18 protein-coding genes are annotated in these 17786 nt (G+C 48.2%); 6 read left to right on the top strand and 12 right to left on the bottom strand.

The annotated features are described in order from the left end of the window. Position 1 precedes the first annotated feature (1 nt). Positions 2-1381: an MFS transporter gene (locus N0B36_RS05525; RefSeq protein ID WP_047498907.1), complete on the bottom strand. Its 1380-nt coding sequence runs from the start codon at positions 1379-1381 to the stop codon at positions 2-4. 27 nt (positions 1382-1408) lie between these two features. Beyond that, on the bottom strand, positions 1409-2485 hold the full coding sequence (locus N0B36_RS05520) for a zinc-binding dehydrogenase (RefSeq protein ID WP_049041622.1): 1077 nt from the start codon (positions 2483-2485) through the stop codon (positions 1409-1411). Between the two features lie 294 nt (positions 2486-2779). On the opposite strand from N0B36_RS05520, the gene N0B36_RS05515 reads away from it, so the two are divergent. Both N0B36_RS05515 and yajD read left to right on the top strand, forming a co-directional pair. Next, positions 2780-4033 carry a glycoside hydrolase family 18 protein gene (locus N0B36_RS05515; RefSeq protein WP_259686165.1) on the top strand — a complete coding sequence of 418 codons (1254 nt, stop codon included), beginning with the start codon at positions 2780-2782 and terminating at the stop codon, positions 4031-4033. A gap of 93 nt (positions 4034-4126) precedes the next feature. After that, a complete protein-coding gene (gene yajD / locus N0B36_RS05510) occupies positions 4127-4471 on the top strand; it encodes an HNH nuclease YajD (RefSeq protein WP_003832478.1) in 345 nt (114 codons plus the stop codon). A gap of 44 nt (positions 4472-4515) precedes the next feature. Here yajD and N0B36_RS05505 read toward each other — a convergent pair whose 3' ends face one another. Further along, positions 4516-4791 carry a YeaC family protein gene (locus N0B36_RS05505; RefSeq protein ID WP_047498910.1) on the bottom strand — a complete coding sequence of 92 codons (276 nt, stop codon included), beginning with the start codon at positions 4789-4791 and terminating at the stop codon, positions 4516-4518. A 42-nt stretch (positions 4792-4833) separates the two neighbouring features. Continuing rightward, on the bottom strand, positions 4834-5247 hold the full coding sequence (gene msrB, locus N0B36_RS05500; RefSeq protein ID WP_049282061.1) for a peptide-methionine (R)-S-oxide reductase MsrB: 414 nt from the start codon (positions 5245-5247) through the stop codon (positions 4834-4836). 341 nt (positions 5248-5588) lie between these two features. Here msrB and gapA point away from each other — a divergent pair, with 341 nt between their 5' ends. Continuing rightward, positions 5589-6584 (top strand): glyceraldehyde-3-phosphate dehydrogenase, encoded by a 996-nt coding sequence (gapA, locus tag N0B36_RS05495; RefSeq protein ID WP_003030697.1) that lies wholly within the window; start codon positions 5589-5591, stop codon positions 6582-6584. Positions 6585-6783: 199 nt separating this feature from the next. Then, complete coding sequence (locus N0B36_RS05490) at positions 6784-7668, top strand: D-hexose-6-phosphate mutarotase (RefSeq protein WP_259686164.1); 885 nt, start codon at positions 6784-6786, stop codon at positions 7666-7668. A 95-nt stretch (positions 7669-7763) separates the two neighbouring features. Here the strand turns inward: N0B36_RS05490 and N0B36_RS05485 are convergent, their stop codons facing one another. The 4 genes from N0B36_RS05485 to N0B36_RS05470 form a co-directional block, all read right to left on the bottom strand. After that, positions 7764-8618 (bottom strand): aldo/keto reductase, encoded by an 855-nt coding sequence (locus tag N0B36_RS05485; protein ID WP_259686163.1) that lies wholly within the window; start codon positions 8616-8618, stop codon positions 7764-7766. 178 nt (positions 8619-8796) lie between these two features. Continuing rightward, positions 8797-9150, bottom strand: coding sequence for a hypothetical protein (locus tag N0B36_RS05480; protein WP_016152813.1), 354 nt, complete (start codon positions 9148-9150; stop codon positions 8797-8799). A 10-nt stretch (positions 9151-9160) separates the two neighbouring features. Then, positions 9161-9403, bottom strand: a complete 243-nt coding sequence (locus N0B36_RS05475; RefSeq protein ID WP_019076610.1) for a hypothetical protein — start codon at positions 9401-9403, stop codon at positions 9161-9163. Between the two features lie 570 nt (positions 9404-9973). Then, positions 9974-10720 carry a MipA/OmpV family protein gene (locus N0B36_RS05470; protein WP_200046510.1) on the bottom strand — a complete coding sequence of 249 codons (747 nt, stop codon included), beginning with the start codon at positions 10718-10720 and terminating at the stop codon, positions 9974-9976. A gap of 434 nt (positions 10721-11154) precedes the next feature. Between N0B36_RS05470 and yeaG the strand changes: the two genes are divergently transcribed. Further along, positions 11155-13089 carry a protein kinase YeaG gene (gene yeaG, locus N0B36_RS05465; RefSeq protein ID WP_047498919.1) on the top strand — a complete coding sequence of 645 codons (1935 nt, stop codon included), beginning with the start codon at positions 11155-11157 and terminating at the stop codon, positions 13087-13089. 123 nt (positions 13090-13212) lie between these two features. Then, positions 13213-14496: a YeaH/YhbH family protein gene (locus N0B36_RS05460; protein WP_047498921.1), complete on the top strand. Its 1284-nt coding sequence runs from the start codon at positions 13213-13215 to the stop codon at positions 14494-14496. A gap of 62 nt (positions 14497-14558) precedes the next feature. Here the strand turns inward: N0B36_RS05460 and N0B36_RS05455 are convergent, their stop codons facing one another. The 4 genes from N0B36_RS05455 to N0B36_RS05440 all read right to left on the bottom strand — a co-directional run bounded on the left by N0B36_RS05455 (position 14559) and on the right by N0B36_RS05440 (position 17685). Next, the gene (locus N0B36_RS05455; protein ID WP_216403311.1) at positions 14559-15815 is read right to left on the bottom strand and encodes a fimbrial protein; all 1257 of its coding nucleotides are present in this window, start codon (positions 15813-15815) and stop codon (positions 14559-14561) included. Then, positions 15808-16413, bottom strand: coding sequence for a fimbrial protein (locus N0B36_RS05450; protein WP_047498925.1), 606 nt, complete (start codon positions 16411-16413; stop codon positions 15808-15810). Before N0B36_RS05450 ends, N0B36_RS05455 begins: the two co-directional genes overlap by 8 nt. A gap of 74 nt (positions 16414-16487) precedes the next feature. Beyond that, positions 16488-17102 (bottom strand): fimbrial protein, encoded by a 615-nt coding sequence (locus N0B36_RS05445; protein WP_200079653.1) that lies wholly within the window; start codon positions 17100-17102, stop codon positions 16488-16490. Between the two features lie 16 nt (positions 17103-17118). Beyond that, positions 17119-17685, bottom strand: a complete 567-nt coding sequence (locus N0B36_RS05440; protein ID WP_259686161.1) for a hypothetical protein — start codon at positions 17683-17685, stop codon at positions 17119-17121. Positions 17686-17786 lie beyond the last annotated feature (101 nt).

The raw sequence follows: 17786 nt of genomic DNA, 5'->3' as shown, positions 1-17786 counted from the left end.
ATTATTTGCTGGTAACTGCATCAATCCCGAGACTTTCGACAGAGACGCCTTTGGTTTCAATTCCGATGGTAGCAATGGCAATGGCGACAATAATGGAGACCGCACCTAGCAGTACAAACACCCCTGTCACGCCGTAACCATTAAGTAATACTGCGACTGCATAAGGTGCGGCGATACCACTGACACGCCCGACAGCGTTGGCCAGTCCCGAACCGCGAAGTTTCGCTTCGGTCGGCCATATTTCCGGAACGTATACAGCGGAGGCATAACAAACATACATATAAACAAAAGTAATCAGGAAAAAACCTATTAATGTAATTAGCAGCATACTGGTTTGCAGCGAATAGATATAACCCAGCACAGCAATTAACACTAATAACCCCACCCCCATTGTTTTTCTCGGAATTTTATCCATTACCAGCATGGCGATAAAAATCCCAAATGGCGCACCGAACATGCTCATGGTATTTAAGACAATGGAGTCTTTCAGATTAATACCCTGGGTCATAAATATTGTCGGTAGCCAGTTAATTAAGGTGTACTGAACGACGTTCATGGCAATCAGAACAAAAGAACCCAAAATAACCCGCTTCAGCAATACACCTGTTAATAAAGCGGAGTACGGTACAGAACGAGGTTGTTTACCATCATCCTTTATCACGACTGGCGGAAGAGGCTTACCGGTCTGTCGAATAACACCTTCTTCAATTGCCCGCATCACCTTTTCGGCTTCCTGGTAGCGCCCGCGAGACTCCAGCCAGCGAGGCGACTCAGGGAAACTGCGCCAGGCAATAACAGTTGCTATGAGCGACAGCACCGCAGGAATCAACAGCTGTACGCGCCAGTTCCATTCCGCGCTGATAAGTGGCGTCAGCCCCATCGCGATCAGTGAACAGAGCGGATAAGACCAGTTGCCGATAAACGAGACCCGACTCGACCAGGTGCCACGATTTCTGCCAGGCATATATTCGGTAAACCCGGCAAATAAGGTGACCAGCAGCGCGCCTAATCCAACTCCCATCACAAAACGACAGGCGATCAGGAAGGTCATATTGGGTGAAAACGCACCAACGATCATAGAAATAATATGAATCGCTTCATACAGAATAAATGCATTTTTACGCCCGATCTTATCGCCAATAATTCCCCCACCAAGCGCACCGAGAAACATTCCAGCCGTCGTAATGGCAGAGAATGTGGCGGTGGTGGAATTATCAGTCCAGCCAAGTTCTTTTAATTGCGCGAGAATTAATCCGCCGACGGCATTACTCCAGCAAACCAGTAATCCGAAGGCAACCATGGCAAACATAGACGTATGCCAGCGACAGTCAGGCAGCCTGTCCAACCTCGCGCCGCAGTGCGGTTTTGCTATCTGTTCCATCCGGGAACCTTCCTTTAATAAATGGGGTTATTCATCAAAGTCGTAGGTCATGATGACCTTAATCGCGGTCTTATCGACCATCGCGTCAAAACCTTCTCGCCATTGCGATAAGCCGATACGGTGAGTGATCATCGGTTTGACTTTTATCGCACCGCTAGCGAGCAGGCGAATAGCATTGCGCCAGGAAGTGGAATCGTAGGCCATATGACCAATGATGCTTTTATTCCACGCAGTGATGTCGTTAATAGAAAAATCGAGAGGTTTGAAGCCCATCCCCACGCGGACGACTTCACCGTTAGGACGCAGCATTTCGATAGATTGTTTCAGGGCAATATTGGCACCAGAACATTCGATGACCAGTCCCAGATTGTCTTTCCCGCAGATCTCCTGACAACGTGCGACCACATCTTCGGTTGAACCGTTGACGACAGCCGTGGCCCCCATTTCTTTGGCTATCGGGAAACGTACCGCGACATCGTCTTCCAGCCCGACCATCACGATATTAACGGCCCCCATAATGCGCGCCATTTGTACCGAAAAAAGTCCCAGCGGGCCGGTACCAAAAACCACCACATCCTGACCCGGAAGAAATTTGGATTGCTGGGCGATAGATTTGTAGGCATTGCAGATGGGATCGAGTACAGCCGCCTCTTCATAATCAACGCCTGTTGGGATTTCCCACAGCGCATGACGGTGAATTTTGAGGATCTCCCCAGGGACCAGACAGTATTTCGAAAACCCACCTCCCCAGGTATTGTTATCCAGACCTAAATTCACCTTTTCTGTACAACAAAGAAAATCACCTTGTTCGCAAGACGGACAAACGCCGCAGACGTGCCCGCTGTTGTCAGAAACCACTCGCTGACCGACTTTCCAGTCCTTAACCTTATCGCCAACCTGCACAATTTGGCCGGCAAATTCGTGACCACGAATCGAATTGAACTGGTCGGACCCACTGTCGACATTGTAGTGTTTCATGTCCGCGCCGCAGATAGCTGCCGCCTTGATTTCAATCACTACGTCTTCCGGGCCGCATATCGGTTCCGGGACATCAATCATCTTGTAGCCGCCAAAGCTCTTGCCAAATCTTGCCAGTGCTTTCATTGAATTTTCCTTTGTGTTTAGTTTTGCATCACCTGGCATCATACTTATCCATATAATTTTTGAGGTCAACACAAAATCTTTAAAACACAGATTATGATCTGCATTTCACAACTTAGATCACAAATAAGTGCCAAGATGAATTGAAAGCCAAAGACACAGCAGCCGCTTGGTTAAAATGACGTGAACACCTTCGCATTTTTCCTGTTATGAAACTGTTAACCTGCATGTGCTGTTTTTTTCGCCACGCCATTTCCGTGGCGTGTTTGCTTGTTTAAATGTCAAAGAGGAACACCGATGAAACTATTGCCTTTGTTGGCAGCATTACCCCTGCTTTGCGCCAGCGTTGTTTCCGCCAGTTCACTGATGTCAGTTGGCTACTTCAATGGTGGCGGCGACGTCACTGCCGGTCCTGGTGGTGACATCAATAAACTGGATGTTCGTCAGATAACCCATCTCAACTATTCGTTTGGCCTTGTCTACAACAACGAAAAAGACGAGACCAATGACGCCTTAAAAGACGCCGGCAAGCTGCATCAGATTTGGCTTTCACCGAAAGTGCAGGATGATTTACTGAAAATTCCACAGCTGCGTAAACAGAATCCGAACCTGAAAGTATTGCTTTCCGTCGGTGGTTGGGGGGCTCGTGGATTCTCCGGCGCGGCAGCAACGAAAGAATCGCGCGCGGTGTTTATTCAGTCTGCTCAGGAGATAATTGCGAAATATGGCCTTGATGGCATCGACCTCGACTGGGAATACCCGGTCAACGGCGCCTGGGGACTGGTCGAAAGTCAACCAGCCGACCGAGCTAACTTTACCGCACTGTTAAAAGAGCTCCGCGCCGCATTGGGGCATAAAAAACTACTGACTATCGCCGTGGGTGCAAATGCGGAAAGCCCGAAAAGCTGGGTGGATGTGAAAGCCATTGCGCCATCGCTCGACTACATAAACCTGATGACCTATGACATGGCTTACGGTACGCAGTATTTCAACTCGAACCTGTACGATTCGACACAATGGCCGACAGTCGCCGCGGCGGATAAGTACAGCGCTGATTTTGTGGTCAACAACTATCTTGCTGCCGGTCTAAAAGCGAGTCAGATGAACCTGGGCATTGGTTTTTATGGTCGCGTACCGAAACGCGCTGTTGAGCCAGGCATTGACTGGAGCAAACCTGACGCACAGAAAAATCCTGTTACCCAACCCTATTTCGGGCCCGCGCAAGTTGAATTGTTCAAATCACTGGGCGTCGATCTGAGCAAAGATACCTATGTGAAGTACAACGATATCGTGGCGAAATTGATCCACGATCCGCAGAAGCGCTTTAGCCAGCATTGGGATGATGAAGCAAAAGCACCGTGGCTGTCAGTGCAGTCTGTGGAGGGAAAAGCTCTCTTTGCCCTCTCTTATGAAAACCCGCGCTCGGTAGCGATCAAGGCTGACTACATCAAGAGCAAGGGGCTGGGAGGCGCCATGTTCTGGGAATACGGTGCAGATGACCAAAACCAGTTGGCGAAGCAGTTAGCCGATTCGTTAGGCATCAAACACTGATCCCAACGCCTGACACAATAGGTTATGATTATCGCATTCTGCTGCGCCAGCTTTTGGCGCAGCTTTTCATTTTCTACTGGAGGCATGAGCTTTATGGCTTTTATCCCTAAAAATTACGCCCGTCTGGAAGTCGGTTACCGGGAAAAGGCGCTTAAACTCTTCCCCTGGGTCTGCGGACGTTGTTCCCGTGAGTTCGTGTATTCAAATTTGCGCGAATTGACGGTACACCATATCGATCACGATCACTCCAATAACCCGGAAGATGGTAGCAACTGGGAAATGTTGTGCCTGTACTGCCACGATCACGAACATTCCAAATATACGGAAGCGGACCAGTATGGTTCAACGGTGGTTGCAGGCGAAGATGCACAGAAAGCGGTGGGCGAAGCAAAATATAATCCGTTCGCCGATCTGAAGGCGATGATGAACAAGAAATAACTTCAACTGCGGGCCCGACATAGATGTTTGCCGGGCCTGAGTAATCAGGATTTAAACGTCGCAATGGGTTCGGGCGTAATACCAAACTCCACTTTCAACTGCTGCTTACTCTTCATCACCATCTCACCGTTGGTATCAATCGTCATATGCTGCGCGTCAATATTGTTTCGCGCCTGCCACAGCATCACCAGTTGTAAGCAGTTCTCTTTTTGTTCTACAGTTAGCGCCACGCCATCCGGCCATTTTCCGAGTTCAACGGCAGTTGATAAGCGCTGATAAACTTCCGGCGTCATGCTGTTGATCATCTCATCAAGATTCATGTTAAATCCACTCTCCGTAGAATAATTTGCTGAATCGTTTCTTCAGCCTTTGGTCTGCTCACCGTTTTCACCATCGGTGAAGTTCAAAGAGGCTGAGTTAACGCAGTAACGTTCACCGGTAGGTTGCGGACCATCCGGGAAAACGTGCCCCAGATGCGCATCACAGTTACCACAGCGGATTTCAATGCGCTGCATACCGTGTGAAGTATCTTTAATGTAACGGATAGACTCTGCGCTGACAGGCTCGTAAAAGCTGGGCCAGCCGCAGCCAGAATCATATTTTGTCTCGGAACGAAATAGCGGTTTGTCGCAGACCAAACAGTGGTAGATGCCGTCACGCTTGTTGTGCAGCAAACGCCCGGTAAATGGTGGTTCTGTCCCGTGATTCTGCGTCACGTAGAACTGCATTTCGGTTAAATTTTTTTTTAGTTCTTCTGGAGAAGGTTGATTAGCCATTTGCTCACATCTCGCTTTATCTAAACTCACATCGCGAGACAGATTCTAACAAAACATTAACACCAGAGTGCGAACTTTTGTTCTAAACTTGATCCGTGCGAAATGGCAGCCTGCAATTCGTGATCACAATCACGTTTTTATCTTGATTGCCCTTTAAAATTCGGGCCGCCGACCCCATGTGGTTTCAAGCCCAAAGGAAGAGTGAGGCGAGTCAGTTGCGCAAAGCTTAAGCAGCAGATTGATTTGTCGCAATGATTGACACGATTCCGCTTGACGCTGCGTAAGGTTTTTGTAATTTTACAGGCAACCTTTTATTCACTAACAAATAGCTGGTGGAATATATGACTATCAAAGTAGGTATCAACGGTTTTGGCCGTATCGGTCGCATTGTTTTCCGTGCTGCTCAAGAACGCTCTGACATCGAGATCGTTGCAATCAACGACCTGTTAGACGCTGACTACATGGCTTACATGCTGAAATATGACTCCACTCACGGCCGTTTCAACGGTACCGTTGAAGTGAAAGACGGTCATCTGATCGTGAACGGTAAAAAAATCCGTGTTACCGCTGAACGTGATCCGGCTAACCTGAAATGGGACGAAGTTGGTGTTGACGTAGTAGCTGAAGCTACTGGCCTGTTCCTGACAGATGAAACCGCTCGTAAGCACATCACTGCTGGCGCGAAAAAAGTGGTTCTGACTGGTCCGTCCAAAGATAACACTCCGATGTTTGTTAAAGGCGCTAACTTTGACAAATACGAAGGTCAGGACATCGTTTCTAACGCTTCCTGCACCACTAACTGCCTGGCTCCGCTGGCTAAAGTTATCAACGACAACTTCGGCATCATCGAAGGTCTGATGACTACTGTTCACGCGACCACCGCTACTCAGAAAACCGTTGATGGCCCGTCTCACAAAGACTGGCGCGGCGGCCGTGGCGCATCCCAGAACATCATCCCGTCCTCTACCGGTGCTGCTAAAGCTGTAGGTAAAGTACTGCCAGAACTGAACGGCAAACTGACTGGTATGGCGTTCCGCGTTCCTACCCCGAACGTATCTGTTGTTGACCTGACCGTTCGTCTGGAAAAAGCTGCTTCTTACGAAGAAATTAAGAAAGCAATCAAAGCTGCTTCCGAAGGCCCGATGAAAGGCGTTCTGGGTTACACCGAAGACGACGTAGTATCTACCGATTTCAACGGTGAAGTTTGCACTTCCGTGTTCGATGCTAAAGCTGGTATCGCACTGAACGACAACTTCGTGAAACTGGTATCCTGGTACGACAACGAAACCGGCTACTCCAACAAAGTTCTGGACCTGATTGCTCACATCTCCAAATAAGTTGAGATGAAACAGTAATCTGTAAGAGCGACTCAGGTCGCTCTTTTTTTTGCCTGAAGATACCCGTCATACTTCAAGTTACCGGTGTGTTGGCAATGCTCTCTCACCCGAATCACTTACTTCTGTAAGCTCATCGGGATCGTTCACTTGCCGCCGTCCTGCAACTCGAATTATTTAGGGTAAAAAAAAGGATTGCGTAATGATTAATAAAATTTTTGCACTTCCGGTAATCGAACAAATTACCCCGGTCCTCTCCCGCCGCCAGCTTGATGAACTTGAGATTCTTGTGGTCGATCATCCACAGGTTAAAGCATCTTTCGCACTGCAGGGCGCACATCTTCTTTCCTGGAAACCCAACGGCGAAGAGGAAGTCCTGTGGTTAAGTAACAATACCCCGTTTAAAACCGGCGTAGCGCTGCGTGGCGGCGTACCAATTTGCTGGCCGTGGTTTGGTCCGGCTGCTCAGCAGGGCCTGCCTTCTCATGGTTTTGCCCGCAACCTGCCATGGACGCTGAAAGCGCACAATGAAGACGACAATGGTGTGGTGCTGACGTTTGAATTGCAAAGCAACGCTGAAACGCGTCAGCTATGGCCGCACGAGTTCTGCCTGCTGGCCCGTTTCAAAGTAGGTGCCACCTGTGAAATGGAACTGGAAGCCCACGGTGAATTTGAAACCACATCTGCGCTGCATACCTATTTCAACGTCGGTGACATTGCGGCAGTAAAAGTCAGTGGACTTGGCGATCGCCTGATCGACAAAGTGAATGATGCTAAAGAAGATGTGCTGGCTGATGGTATCCAGACCTTCCCGGACCGCACCGATCGTGTCTATCTGAATCCGCAAGCGTGCAGCGTTATCCATGATGATGCGCTCAACCGCAATATCGACGTCGTCCATCACCACCATCTGAATGTCGTGGGCTGGAACCCGGGTCCGGCGCTGTCCATTAGCATGGGCGACATGCCGGATGACGGCTATAAAACGTTTGTTTGCGTAGAGACGGCTTACGCGACCGCGCCGCAGAAAACCCGCGAAGAAAAACCATCACGCCTGGCACAAACTATCCGCGTTGCTAAACGCTAAAATTGTGTCTGTAGCCTGACGGAGCTTGCGCCTTATCCGGCCTACCAAACATTGCGTAGGCCGGATAAGAAGCGTGAGCATCGCCATTCGGTAAATCAGGCCATATCCAGCGCCGTTTTACCCTTTGGCGCTGGATATGCCTTATCTAACTGCTTCAGCTCATCAACAGAGAGCGTTATCTCCAGCGCGGCGGCATTTTGTTCGACATGCGCTACGCTTGCCGCTTTTGGAATCGCCATCACGCCCGGCAGACGAATCACCCATGCCAGCAAAATCTGCGCAGCACTAACATTGTGCGCGTGCGCGATGTCGTTCACCACAGAGTGAGAAAGCAAGTCACCGCGCAATCGCCCCGCCTGAGCCAACGGACTGTAAGCCATGACCGGCATCTGCTGCTGCTGGCACCACGGCAGTAAATCATATTCAATACCGCGCGATGCTAAATGATAAAGCACCTGGTTAGTGGCACATTCCCGCCCACCTGTGACTTGCCATAACGCCTGCATGTCATCGTAATCGAGATTAGAGACGCCCCAGCGGCGGATTTTCCCCTGCGCAATGAGTGCTTCCATGGCATCAACGGTCTCAGCAAATGAAAAACTGCCCGTCCAGTGGAGCAAATAGAGATCCAGATAATCGGTTTTTAGTCGACGCAGGCTCGCTTCACAGGCGGCAATGGCTTTCTGACCACCGGCATTCCAGGGGTATACTTTCGAGACTAAAAAAGCGCTATCACGACGCCCGATTAATGCTTCACCCACTACCTCTTCCGCTGCACCATCTGCATACATTTCGGCGGTATCGATCAACCGCAGACCGAGATCCAGACCAGCCCGCAGCGCTGAAACCTCTTCCCGACGTTGGCCAGGATCCTCGCCCATGTACCATGTTCCCTGCCCAATAGCAGGCAGCGATACCTGCTTTGTAAACATCACCTGTTTCGCTGTCATCGCACCCTCCTGTGTTAATGCACCACAGTAAAGCAAAACAACTGGCATGTGTCCTGTTAGGGTGCACAAATTGCATCTTCTAAGATTGGAAGTTGACCGCTATGGCAGCGGCAATAAAAAACCCGGGAACAAACAATGCTCCCGGGTCGAATGACAGAAAATCTTAACTGCACTGCGGTTATTTTAAGCGACCTAAATATTTCCCCTCTTTCATCGCGTTAATTTTCCCGTTTTTATAGACAATGACGGAAATCAAGCCCGCGCTATAAGACTGAGCGTCTGCATTGTTCTCATCATTTGCCGCAGCTTTGCCATTAATATAAGCAATACCATCAGCGCCACGTTTAAAGTCTACGCCCAGTTTATTCACATGCACGGGTGTGATTTTACTGGCGTGCACCGGAGCATTAGCATCGCTGACCATCGTTTTATGTTCATGCTGTAACTGCTGACGGTAAGCCTCGCTGATGGCATAGGCTGGTGCAGCAGCAGATGTTGCGACCAGTACAGCGATAATTATTAATTTCTTCATAAGTTACACCTTAATAATTATTGTGTTTGTGGTGATGACTGGAATTAGTATCATTTGAGTTATATACGTTTTGCGCGTTCTCCATAGCTTGTTTTTCAGCTACGGCATTGATTGTCGCCTGACGGTTTTGCTCAGCGATATAGCAGGCATCGCGGCTCACGCCCTTGCTTTCGCAAGCACTCATGCGTGAAGCCTCGGTGGAACATCCCGTCAGAATCCCACCCATCACTGCTATCATGATTAACTTTTTCATTATCTCTACCAGGTTTATTCGCAAGAAAACCACATGACATTTAATATCTGAGCCATGCAGCGTTACTGTCTTTACTTATTAAGTTGGAGTAATATCTGCAATCGTTTATTTAATGTCAATTTTAATTTTTTCAGATAAATACCTAAAAGATGTAAAATAAAAATTAACTTAATGAGTTTCTTTTTTTCAAATGAAAGTTAACTTTCATCGTTACATAAAATAGTCATCTTGCTATTTTTAGTGGCGAGAGTTTCACGATGAAGTTATACCGTGATTATAAAATAGAATATTATCAATATATTGCATAACCAGAAATCACTCTCCCAGAACAATGATTCGTGAAACTGTACAGATACTCTTCCATTCACAAACGAATAGATTTCAGTCTCATCAAAAAACAGGTTTAATTTTGGTAATTGCGGCAGGAAAAATACGTTAACTATTTGTTGCTGCCGATGTAATGCCAAAACAGCACAAAAAATCAAATCACATGTTTTGGATCAATATTCATCTCTGATATGCACAAAAAAGCCCGCATCTCTGCGGGCGAGTGTTTGACACGCAGTGGCATCAGAACTTGTAGGTAACACCCGTTGAAATCAGACCCGTCCAGGATTTGTCCACCATCGGGCTGTCTGTCACTTCATCAGACAGGCGGGTATAACGCGCAGTACCGTATACGCTCCAGTTGCCCAGGAAGTTATAGTTTGCGCTGAGCTCCAGATACGGGTTCCAGGAGCTTTCAGGATCGTAGCTACGCAAGCCGCTACGGGCAGATTCATGGCGTGAAACACCATAATAGTATTCATTCTGGTTTTCACTGTTCCACTCGACACCAATCCCCGGAGTCAACGTCAAACCGCCATTGGTATAGCGGTATAACCACGCCAGATCCCATACAATACCATTGCTGTTATCCAGCGTGTCCCCTGCAAGGCTGGTACGCAGGAAACCGTATTGCGTGTTGTGAATGTAAGAAAGGCCAGCCATCATGGTGCTCTTACGTTTATCCAGACTACGCAGACGGTTGTCGTCGCTGTCACCCGGTTTGAAGTACATTGGCGACCAATAGGCCATCACCGACAGCTTATCGGTATCGTCATTCCACAGGTAGTAACCACCGCCCAGACCACGGAACCAGAAGTTATCGCTTTCATAACTCACAACCGGGACCGGGTAAACGTCACTGTCGTAATCTTTGTAAGGGTGCTCAACCACACCAACGCCTGCGCCCAGCGTCAGGTTGCTCTCTGCCTGTGCGACGTTAGCGGAAGTGGCAATAAGCACGCTAAGTGCCAGAAGTTTGAGTTTGGTCACAGTCAATAATTCCTTATTTAAATGTGTAGCGGTCAAAGTTTAACCGTCAATACGCTTCAGCCCAACTATTTTACGGATTCGCCCCAGAATGTAACCCCCTAATTTCTCAGCGAGTGATGACATTTTGCTTGCAGGACAGTGAACACCGCATGAATCCTGCCCCATATATTTACAAAAGATATGCTTTTTTTGCTGATGAGTTATTGATATGCCATTGAAATTCATTTGCGCACACAGGCAAGTTTTGCAAATGCCATCTACGCTTAATTTTAGAAGGTGTATCACCGAATACGTTGATCTCCTGACCACCACAATGGCATGAGAGTTGCTTATTTCTTCAGCAGCGACGTCGTTCAGTTTACCTCTTCAGGGGCCTCTACTATTCATATGAACGGCTCTTAACATGTGCTAAAAAAACGAAAGGACGGCATACCATGAATATATTCGATCACTATCGCCAGCGTTATGAAGCTGCCAAGGACGAAGAGTTCACGCTGCAGGAGTTTCTTACCACTTGTCGGCAAGATCGCAGCGCTTATGCCAATGCGGCAGAGCGGCTATTAATGGCTATTGGTGAGCCTGTCATGGTCGACACTGCCCACGAACCTCGTCTTTCTCGACTCTTTTCGAATCGGGTGATTGCACGATACCCCGCTTTTGAAGAGTTTTATGGCATGGAAGAGGCCATTGAGCAGATTGTTTCTTATTTGAAGCATGCGGCTCAGGGTCTGGAAGAGAAGAAGCAGATTCTGTATCTGCTGGGGCCTGTGGGAGGGGGGAAATCATCTCTTGCTGAGCGGCTGAAGTCGCTGATGCAGCGAGTACCGATTTATGTCCTGAGCGCCAACGGCGAGCGTAGCCCGGTAAACGATCATCCGTTATGCCTGTTTAACCCACAGGAAGACGCGCAGATCCTGGAGAAAGAGTATGGGATCCCGCGTCGTTATCTCGGTACGATCATGTCGCCCTGGGCTGCAAAACGTCTGCATGATTTTGGCGGGGACATTACAAAATTCCGCGTTGTCAAAGTCTGGCCGTCTATTCTGGAGCAGATCGCTATCGCCAAAACGGAGCCTGGTGATGAAAACAACCAGGATATCTCTGCGCTGGTCGGGAAAGTGGATATTCGTAAACTCGAACACCACGCCCAGAACGATCCTGATGCCTACGGTTATTCGGGCGCACTGTGCCGCTCAAACCAGGGGATAATGGAGTTCGTTGAGATGTTTAAAGCACCGATTAAAGTGCTGCATCCTTTGCTGACCGCAACCCAGGAAGGAAACTACAACGGGACAGAAGGTATCTCTGCCCTGCCGTTTAACGGAATTATTCTTGCCCACTCGAACGAGTCCGAATGGGTGACGTTCCGTAATAATAAAAACAATGAGGCGTTCCTTGACCGTGTTTACATCGTCAAAGTGCCTTATTGCCTGCGGATCTCCGAAGAGATCAAAATTTACGAAAAACTGCTTAACCACAGTGAGCTGACCCATGCGCCTTGCGCACCGGGCACGCTGGAAACGCTCTCTCGCTTTACCATTCTTTCTCGCCTGAAAGAGCCTGAGAACTCGAGCATTTACTCGAAGATGCGCGTTTACGATGGGGAAAGCCTGAAAGATACCGATCCAAAAGCGAAGTCCTATCAAGAGTATCGGGATTACGCCGGGGTCGATGAGGGAATGAACGGTCTTTCCACGCGTTTCGCGTTTAAGATCCTCTCACGCGTCTTTAACTTTGACCACGCCGAAGTGGCAGCTAACCCGGTGCATCTGTTCTACGTACTGGAGCAGCAAATCGAGCGCGAACAGTTCCCGCAGGATCTGGCAGAACGTTATCTTGAGTTCCTGAAAGGCTATCTGATCCCGAAATATGCTGAGTTCATTGGCAAAGAGATCCAGACGGCTTATCTCGAATCCTATTCCGAATATGGACAAAACATTTTCGACCGTTATGTCACTTATGCGGATTTCTGGATTCAGGATCAGGAGTATCGCGACCCGGATACCGGTCAGCTGTTTGACCGCGAGTCGTTGAACTCAGAACTGGAGAAAATTGAGAAACCGGCGGGTATCAGTAACCCCAAAGATTTCCGTAACGAGATCGTCAACTTTGTTCTGCGTGCCAGAGCGAATAACAGCGGTCGCAATCCAAACTGGACCAGTTACGAAAAACTGCGCACGGTCATTGAGAAGAAAATGTTCTCCAATACCGAGGAGCTGCTGCCGGTCATTTCGTTCAACGCAAAAACCTCAACTGACGAGCAGAAAAAACACGACGATTTTGTGGACCGGATGATGGAAAAAGGCTACACGCGTAAACAGGTGCGTTTACTGTGCGAATGGTATTTGCGCGTACGTAAATCGTCTTAAAATAAGTGCCCGGAGGCGCATACGCTTGCCGGGCCGACAATACACATCCGTAGGCCGGATATGCTCAGCGCATCCGGCGTTACTGATGTAGCATAAAGTTGGCAAATGCAGTACGGGGGGCTTATGACCTGGTTTATTGACCGGCGTCTTAACGGCAAAAACAAGAGCACGGTAAACCGCCAGCGCTTCTTACGCCGTTATAAATCGCAAATTAAACAGTCGATCTCCGAGGCCATTAACAAGCGTTCGGTGACTGATGTGGATAGCGGCGAATCTGTCTCTATTCCGACTGATGATATTAGCGAACCGATGTTCCATCAGGGGCGTGGCGGCTTGCGCCATCGCGTGCATCCGGGTAACGACCATTTTGTGCAGAACGACCGCATTGAACGCCCGCAGGGCGGCGGCGGTGGTTCAGGAAGCGGACAAGGCCAGGCCAGCCAGGATGGCGAGGGTCAGGATGAATTCGTCTTCCAGATCTCTAAAGATGAATATCTCGATCTGTTGTTCGAAGATTTAGCACTTCCTAACCTGAAGCAGAATCAGCAGCGTCAGTTAACGGAGTACAAAACGCACCGGGCAGGTTTCACCTCTAACGGCGTGCCTGCCAACATTAGCGTGGTGCGCTCCCTGCAAAACTCACTGGCGCGCCGCACAGCGATGACGGCTGGTAAGCGTCGCGAACTGCATGCGCTCGAAGCGGATCTGGAAACCATCGCGAAAAGTGAACCAGCGCAGTTGCTGGAAGAGGAACGGTTACGCAAAGAGATTGCCGAACTACGGGCAAAAATCGAACGCGTGCCGTTTATCGACACCTTTGATTTACGCTACAAGAATTATGAAAAACGGCCCGATCCTTCCAGCCAGGCAGTGATGTTCTGTCTGATGGACGTCTCCGGTTCAATGGATCAGTCGACCAAAGATATGGCCAAGCGTTTTTATATCTTGCTGTATCTGTTCTTGAGTCGGACCTACAAAAACGTGGAAGTGGTTTATATTCGCCACCATACCCAGGCGAAAGAGGTGGATGAGCACGAGTTCTTCTACTCTCAGGAAACCGGGGGAACCATTGTCTCCAGCGCGCTGAAGTTAATGGATGAAGTGGTAAAAGACCGTTACGACCCAGCCCAGTGGAACATCTATGCCGCACAGGCCTCGGACGGTGATAACTGGGCGGATGATTCCCCGTTGTGTCATGAGATTCTGGCGAAAAAACTGCTGCCGATGGTGCGATATTATAGCTATATCGAAATCACCCGCCGCGCGCACCAGACCTTGTGGCGTGAATACGAACATCTGCAATCAACGTTTGAAAACTTTGCGATGCAGCATATCCGCGACCAGGATGATATTTATCCGGTATTCCGTGAGCTTTTTCACAAACAGGGCGCGTCAGTGAAAGATTAACTGAATCAGCACCATCCTGATAAACGACAATCCCAGCAGACGCTGGGATTGTCAGAATTCACTCAGGGAACTTCAAAGGTTACGGTAGCCGTCGCGCTAAAATCGCCACCACCAGATGGCTTGGTATCTGTCGTCATCGTCGGGTAGGCATAAAACGTCGCCATTGCCTTATTGCCAATGACCTCTGCTCCTTGCAAATTATCACCACCTAGCTTAACAGGCGTATTTCCTGAAGAATCGCTGGTGATTTTCACCCCCACCCCATCAATGGTGTTCCCATTGCTGGGTTTCGCGACCAGCACGCCATCCAGCCCTGAACCACTGCTGGCTGAGGTCGGTGAAATTGACCATTTCATCGCACCGTAGGTATCGCCAATGTCTCGTTTACAGGAAAATGTCAGGACTGTGGGTTTTGGCGTATACCCCGATGGTTTTCCCCCTTTCGTCGTAAACGTCGAACTGACGATGTTACCCAGAGGCACTTCCAGAACGACGGGACCATTACTAATTTGGCAGGACTGATCCATCCTCAAAGTACCCGATAAAAAAAAGTGAAAATAGTCATAGCCTTGGCTACCAACAACACTTTTCGAATAATCGCGGGCAGCGTACCAGCTATCAGTTGAATATGCTGAATGGATCTTGCCCCTGGCAATCTCTATACCGGTGAACGTTATATCATTGGTCGGTATTTTAGGCATATAAAAATAGATCGTACCATTACGCCCGGAAACTGTACCATTTTGATTGATATCAATAGTAAGACTACAAGTATAAGGATCTTCTGTATTGTTGTACGTGTTTACACAATCGGAGTAACTACTCATGGTCTGTATCTCCGTCACCGAGTTATTATGTTCCAGATAGGGTACAAAATAGTAACTCATGGCGTCTGCTGTATTGTCGTAGATACCTTGTCTAATAGCGACATAGAGAGGAATGTTACTCCCTACGTCTGTACTTACCTTATAATATTTAATACCGCCAAACGTTGTGGTACTGGACGTGTCTACTGCACTTGTGAAATCAACTTTAAAAACCTGAGGACCGAAAATATTCAACGTATTAATTTTGTTCGGAAATCTCCAATTCATAGCACCTGAAGGGGAACTAAATTCTGTCTGCTCGGCCAGCGAGCCGACAGTGCCGGTAAAAAGCTTATCCACCTGCATGGTGTAGTTAACATTTGGCACTCCCCCATTTAGGGTTGCAGAGGCTGTTACCGCAGAGGCATTTTCTGAAACAATATATAAACAGACTGCGGGTATCAGTAAAGAATAGTGACAACTACGTAGTTTTGATCTAATCAACTTAATCATAAAATGCACTCACTAACAATGTGGCTGTCACCTGCCCGGCGGTGATTGCGGTTCCCGCTTGCATATATCTGACATAATAATCACGCGGTGTCGCCAACGGAGCCTGAGGGGTAATCGGATACGTCAGAAGGCGACTCTGACCCGTATTATCTAACACGTTCTGATTATCCCGCTGGTCAAATACCGCAAAGCCCACGCCGTTATCAATACGTTGACCAGAACCGTCGACGGCCTGATTGGTAAATATGCCGGGCGCGGCTTTACCATTACTCGCCAACGCATCGAAGCTAATGCGAATGTTCGACGCGGTTATCGGAGACAATATACAGTTTTCAACTATCAACGAAAAATTTTTACTCAGGGAAGAGAGCCTTTGTTCTGAAAATTCCCCTACACCGATGGGTGATAAAAACAATACATCACTATTGAAACGGACATCGCAGGTTGTTTGAATTAGTTCACCGCCAAAATTTAAGCCATACCCACTACCGTCAGCAATAATACCGTCCGCCGCGACAGCATTCCCAGGCATAAAGTAAGGTGTCATCAGAAAGGCTAATGAAATAATTCCCTTTCTTTTCATTATCAACTCACTCACGGTAAACGCTCCAGAATATTCATATCAGATTAAAAAGCGCACGGCATACACGCTACCGCGCGCTTTTATCGGTATTACTCGTACGCAATATTTACATAAGCAGATGCGCTAAGATCTTTACCCGCACTGTTGGTATTGACAGCGGCAGAAGTGTTAAGCAGTGCGTTTTTAGTCACTACCATTTTGGCATACAGCGGTAATTTATAGGTTTCACCTGTCTTGGTCAGGTTGGCAAGCTCGAAAGATTCTGGTATGCCAGCTTTCATGCTAAGGGCTTCAAGATTCGATGTTGTTGTTTGATCTTTGAAAATGGCAAAACCAAGGCCAGATAATGCATTAGCATTAAGCGGATCCACGAAAGACGCCGCGGTACCGTTAAAACCATACCCTGAAAGTGCTGTACCGACAAAATCTAGTGAAACACGGGTAATACCGCCACCACAACCCGTCAATTGTATGGACACATCTTTTACCGGAGCTGCTGTAATAACAGTATTGTCTGCTTTGCCCACAATATCGGATGCGTTGATGTTACCAAAAGCAATATCTGTCCCCCCCGCCATACCGGTAAATGCAGCACTACAGGTTGGCTGGGTCAGCGTTCCTTTGAACGTTAAATCAACAGTTGCATCTGCTGCCAGAGCAGAAAGCGGTGCGCAAAACAGAACCGCAGAGATAATTTTTTTCATTGTAAGCGTCCCTTTCTTACTGATAAGTAATATTTACAACAGCGGTGGAGTTCAGAGAACCTGAAACCATGTTGCTATACGCTGCAACGGTCGGCACGATAGTGGACTTAATATAAACACTCCGTTGTGGCGCAAATTTATCTGTGCCAGTATTCACCGTTTGGTTATCTGCCTGCATCGGATAATAGGTCCCCGTTGAATCGTCTTTCACCTCGGTCTTGAACGCCACACCTGTCGCACCACCGGTGGCAGGGATAACCCATTTACCTTTATAGGCACCAGCGGCAATATCAGTAGTACTGGTGGAACTCAAAGAAAGGGTCATGTTGTTTACAGCGACACAGTTATTCAGTTTGAATGACTGCTCAATATTCCTTGTCCCGGCAAATGCCACAACAGGCGTCACCTCGCCAAAATCATATACCAGCCCTTCAGTCCCCGTACTCAGGGTACAGGTACCACGATTAATATGGGTGCTTGCCGTAAAGTCGACTCGTTCAGCCAGTGCGGAACCACTCAGCATCACTGCGCACAGCAAACCTGAAATAATTGCGGCTTTCCTACCCGCCAAATGCTTATTCATAATCATTCCTTTTTAATTTTAGAGAGTTTTTTACTCTCAAATAATTTGGCAGAAAATATCCTGCCCCTCATACGACAAGAGTGTTATAAGGCGAACACCCG

Source organism: Citrobacter sp. XY323 (assembly GCF_025106035.1).
In the GTDB taxonomy this organism is placed as follows: Bacteria; Pseudomonadota; Gammaproteobacteria; order Enterobacterales; family Enterobacteriaceae; genus Citrobacter; species Citrobacter braakii.
This window is presented reverse-complemented; position numbering and strand designations above follow the sequence as displayed.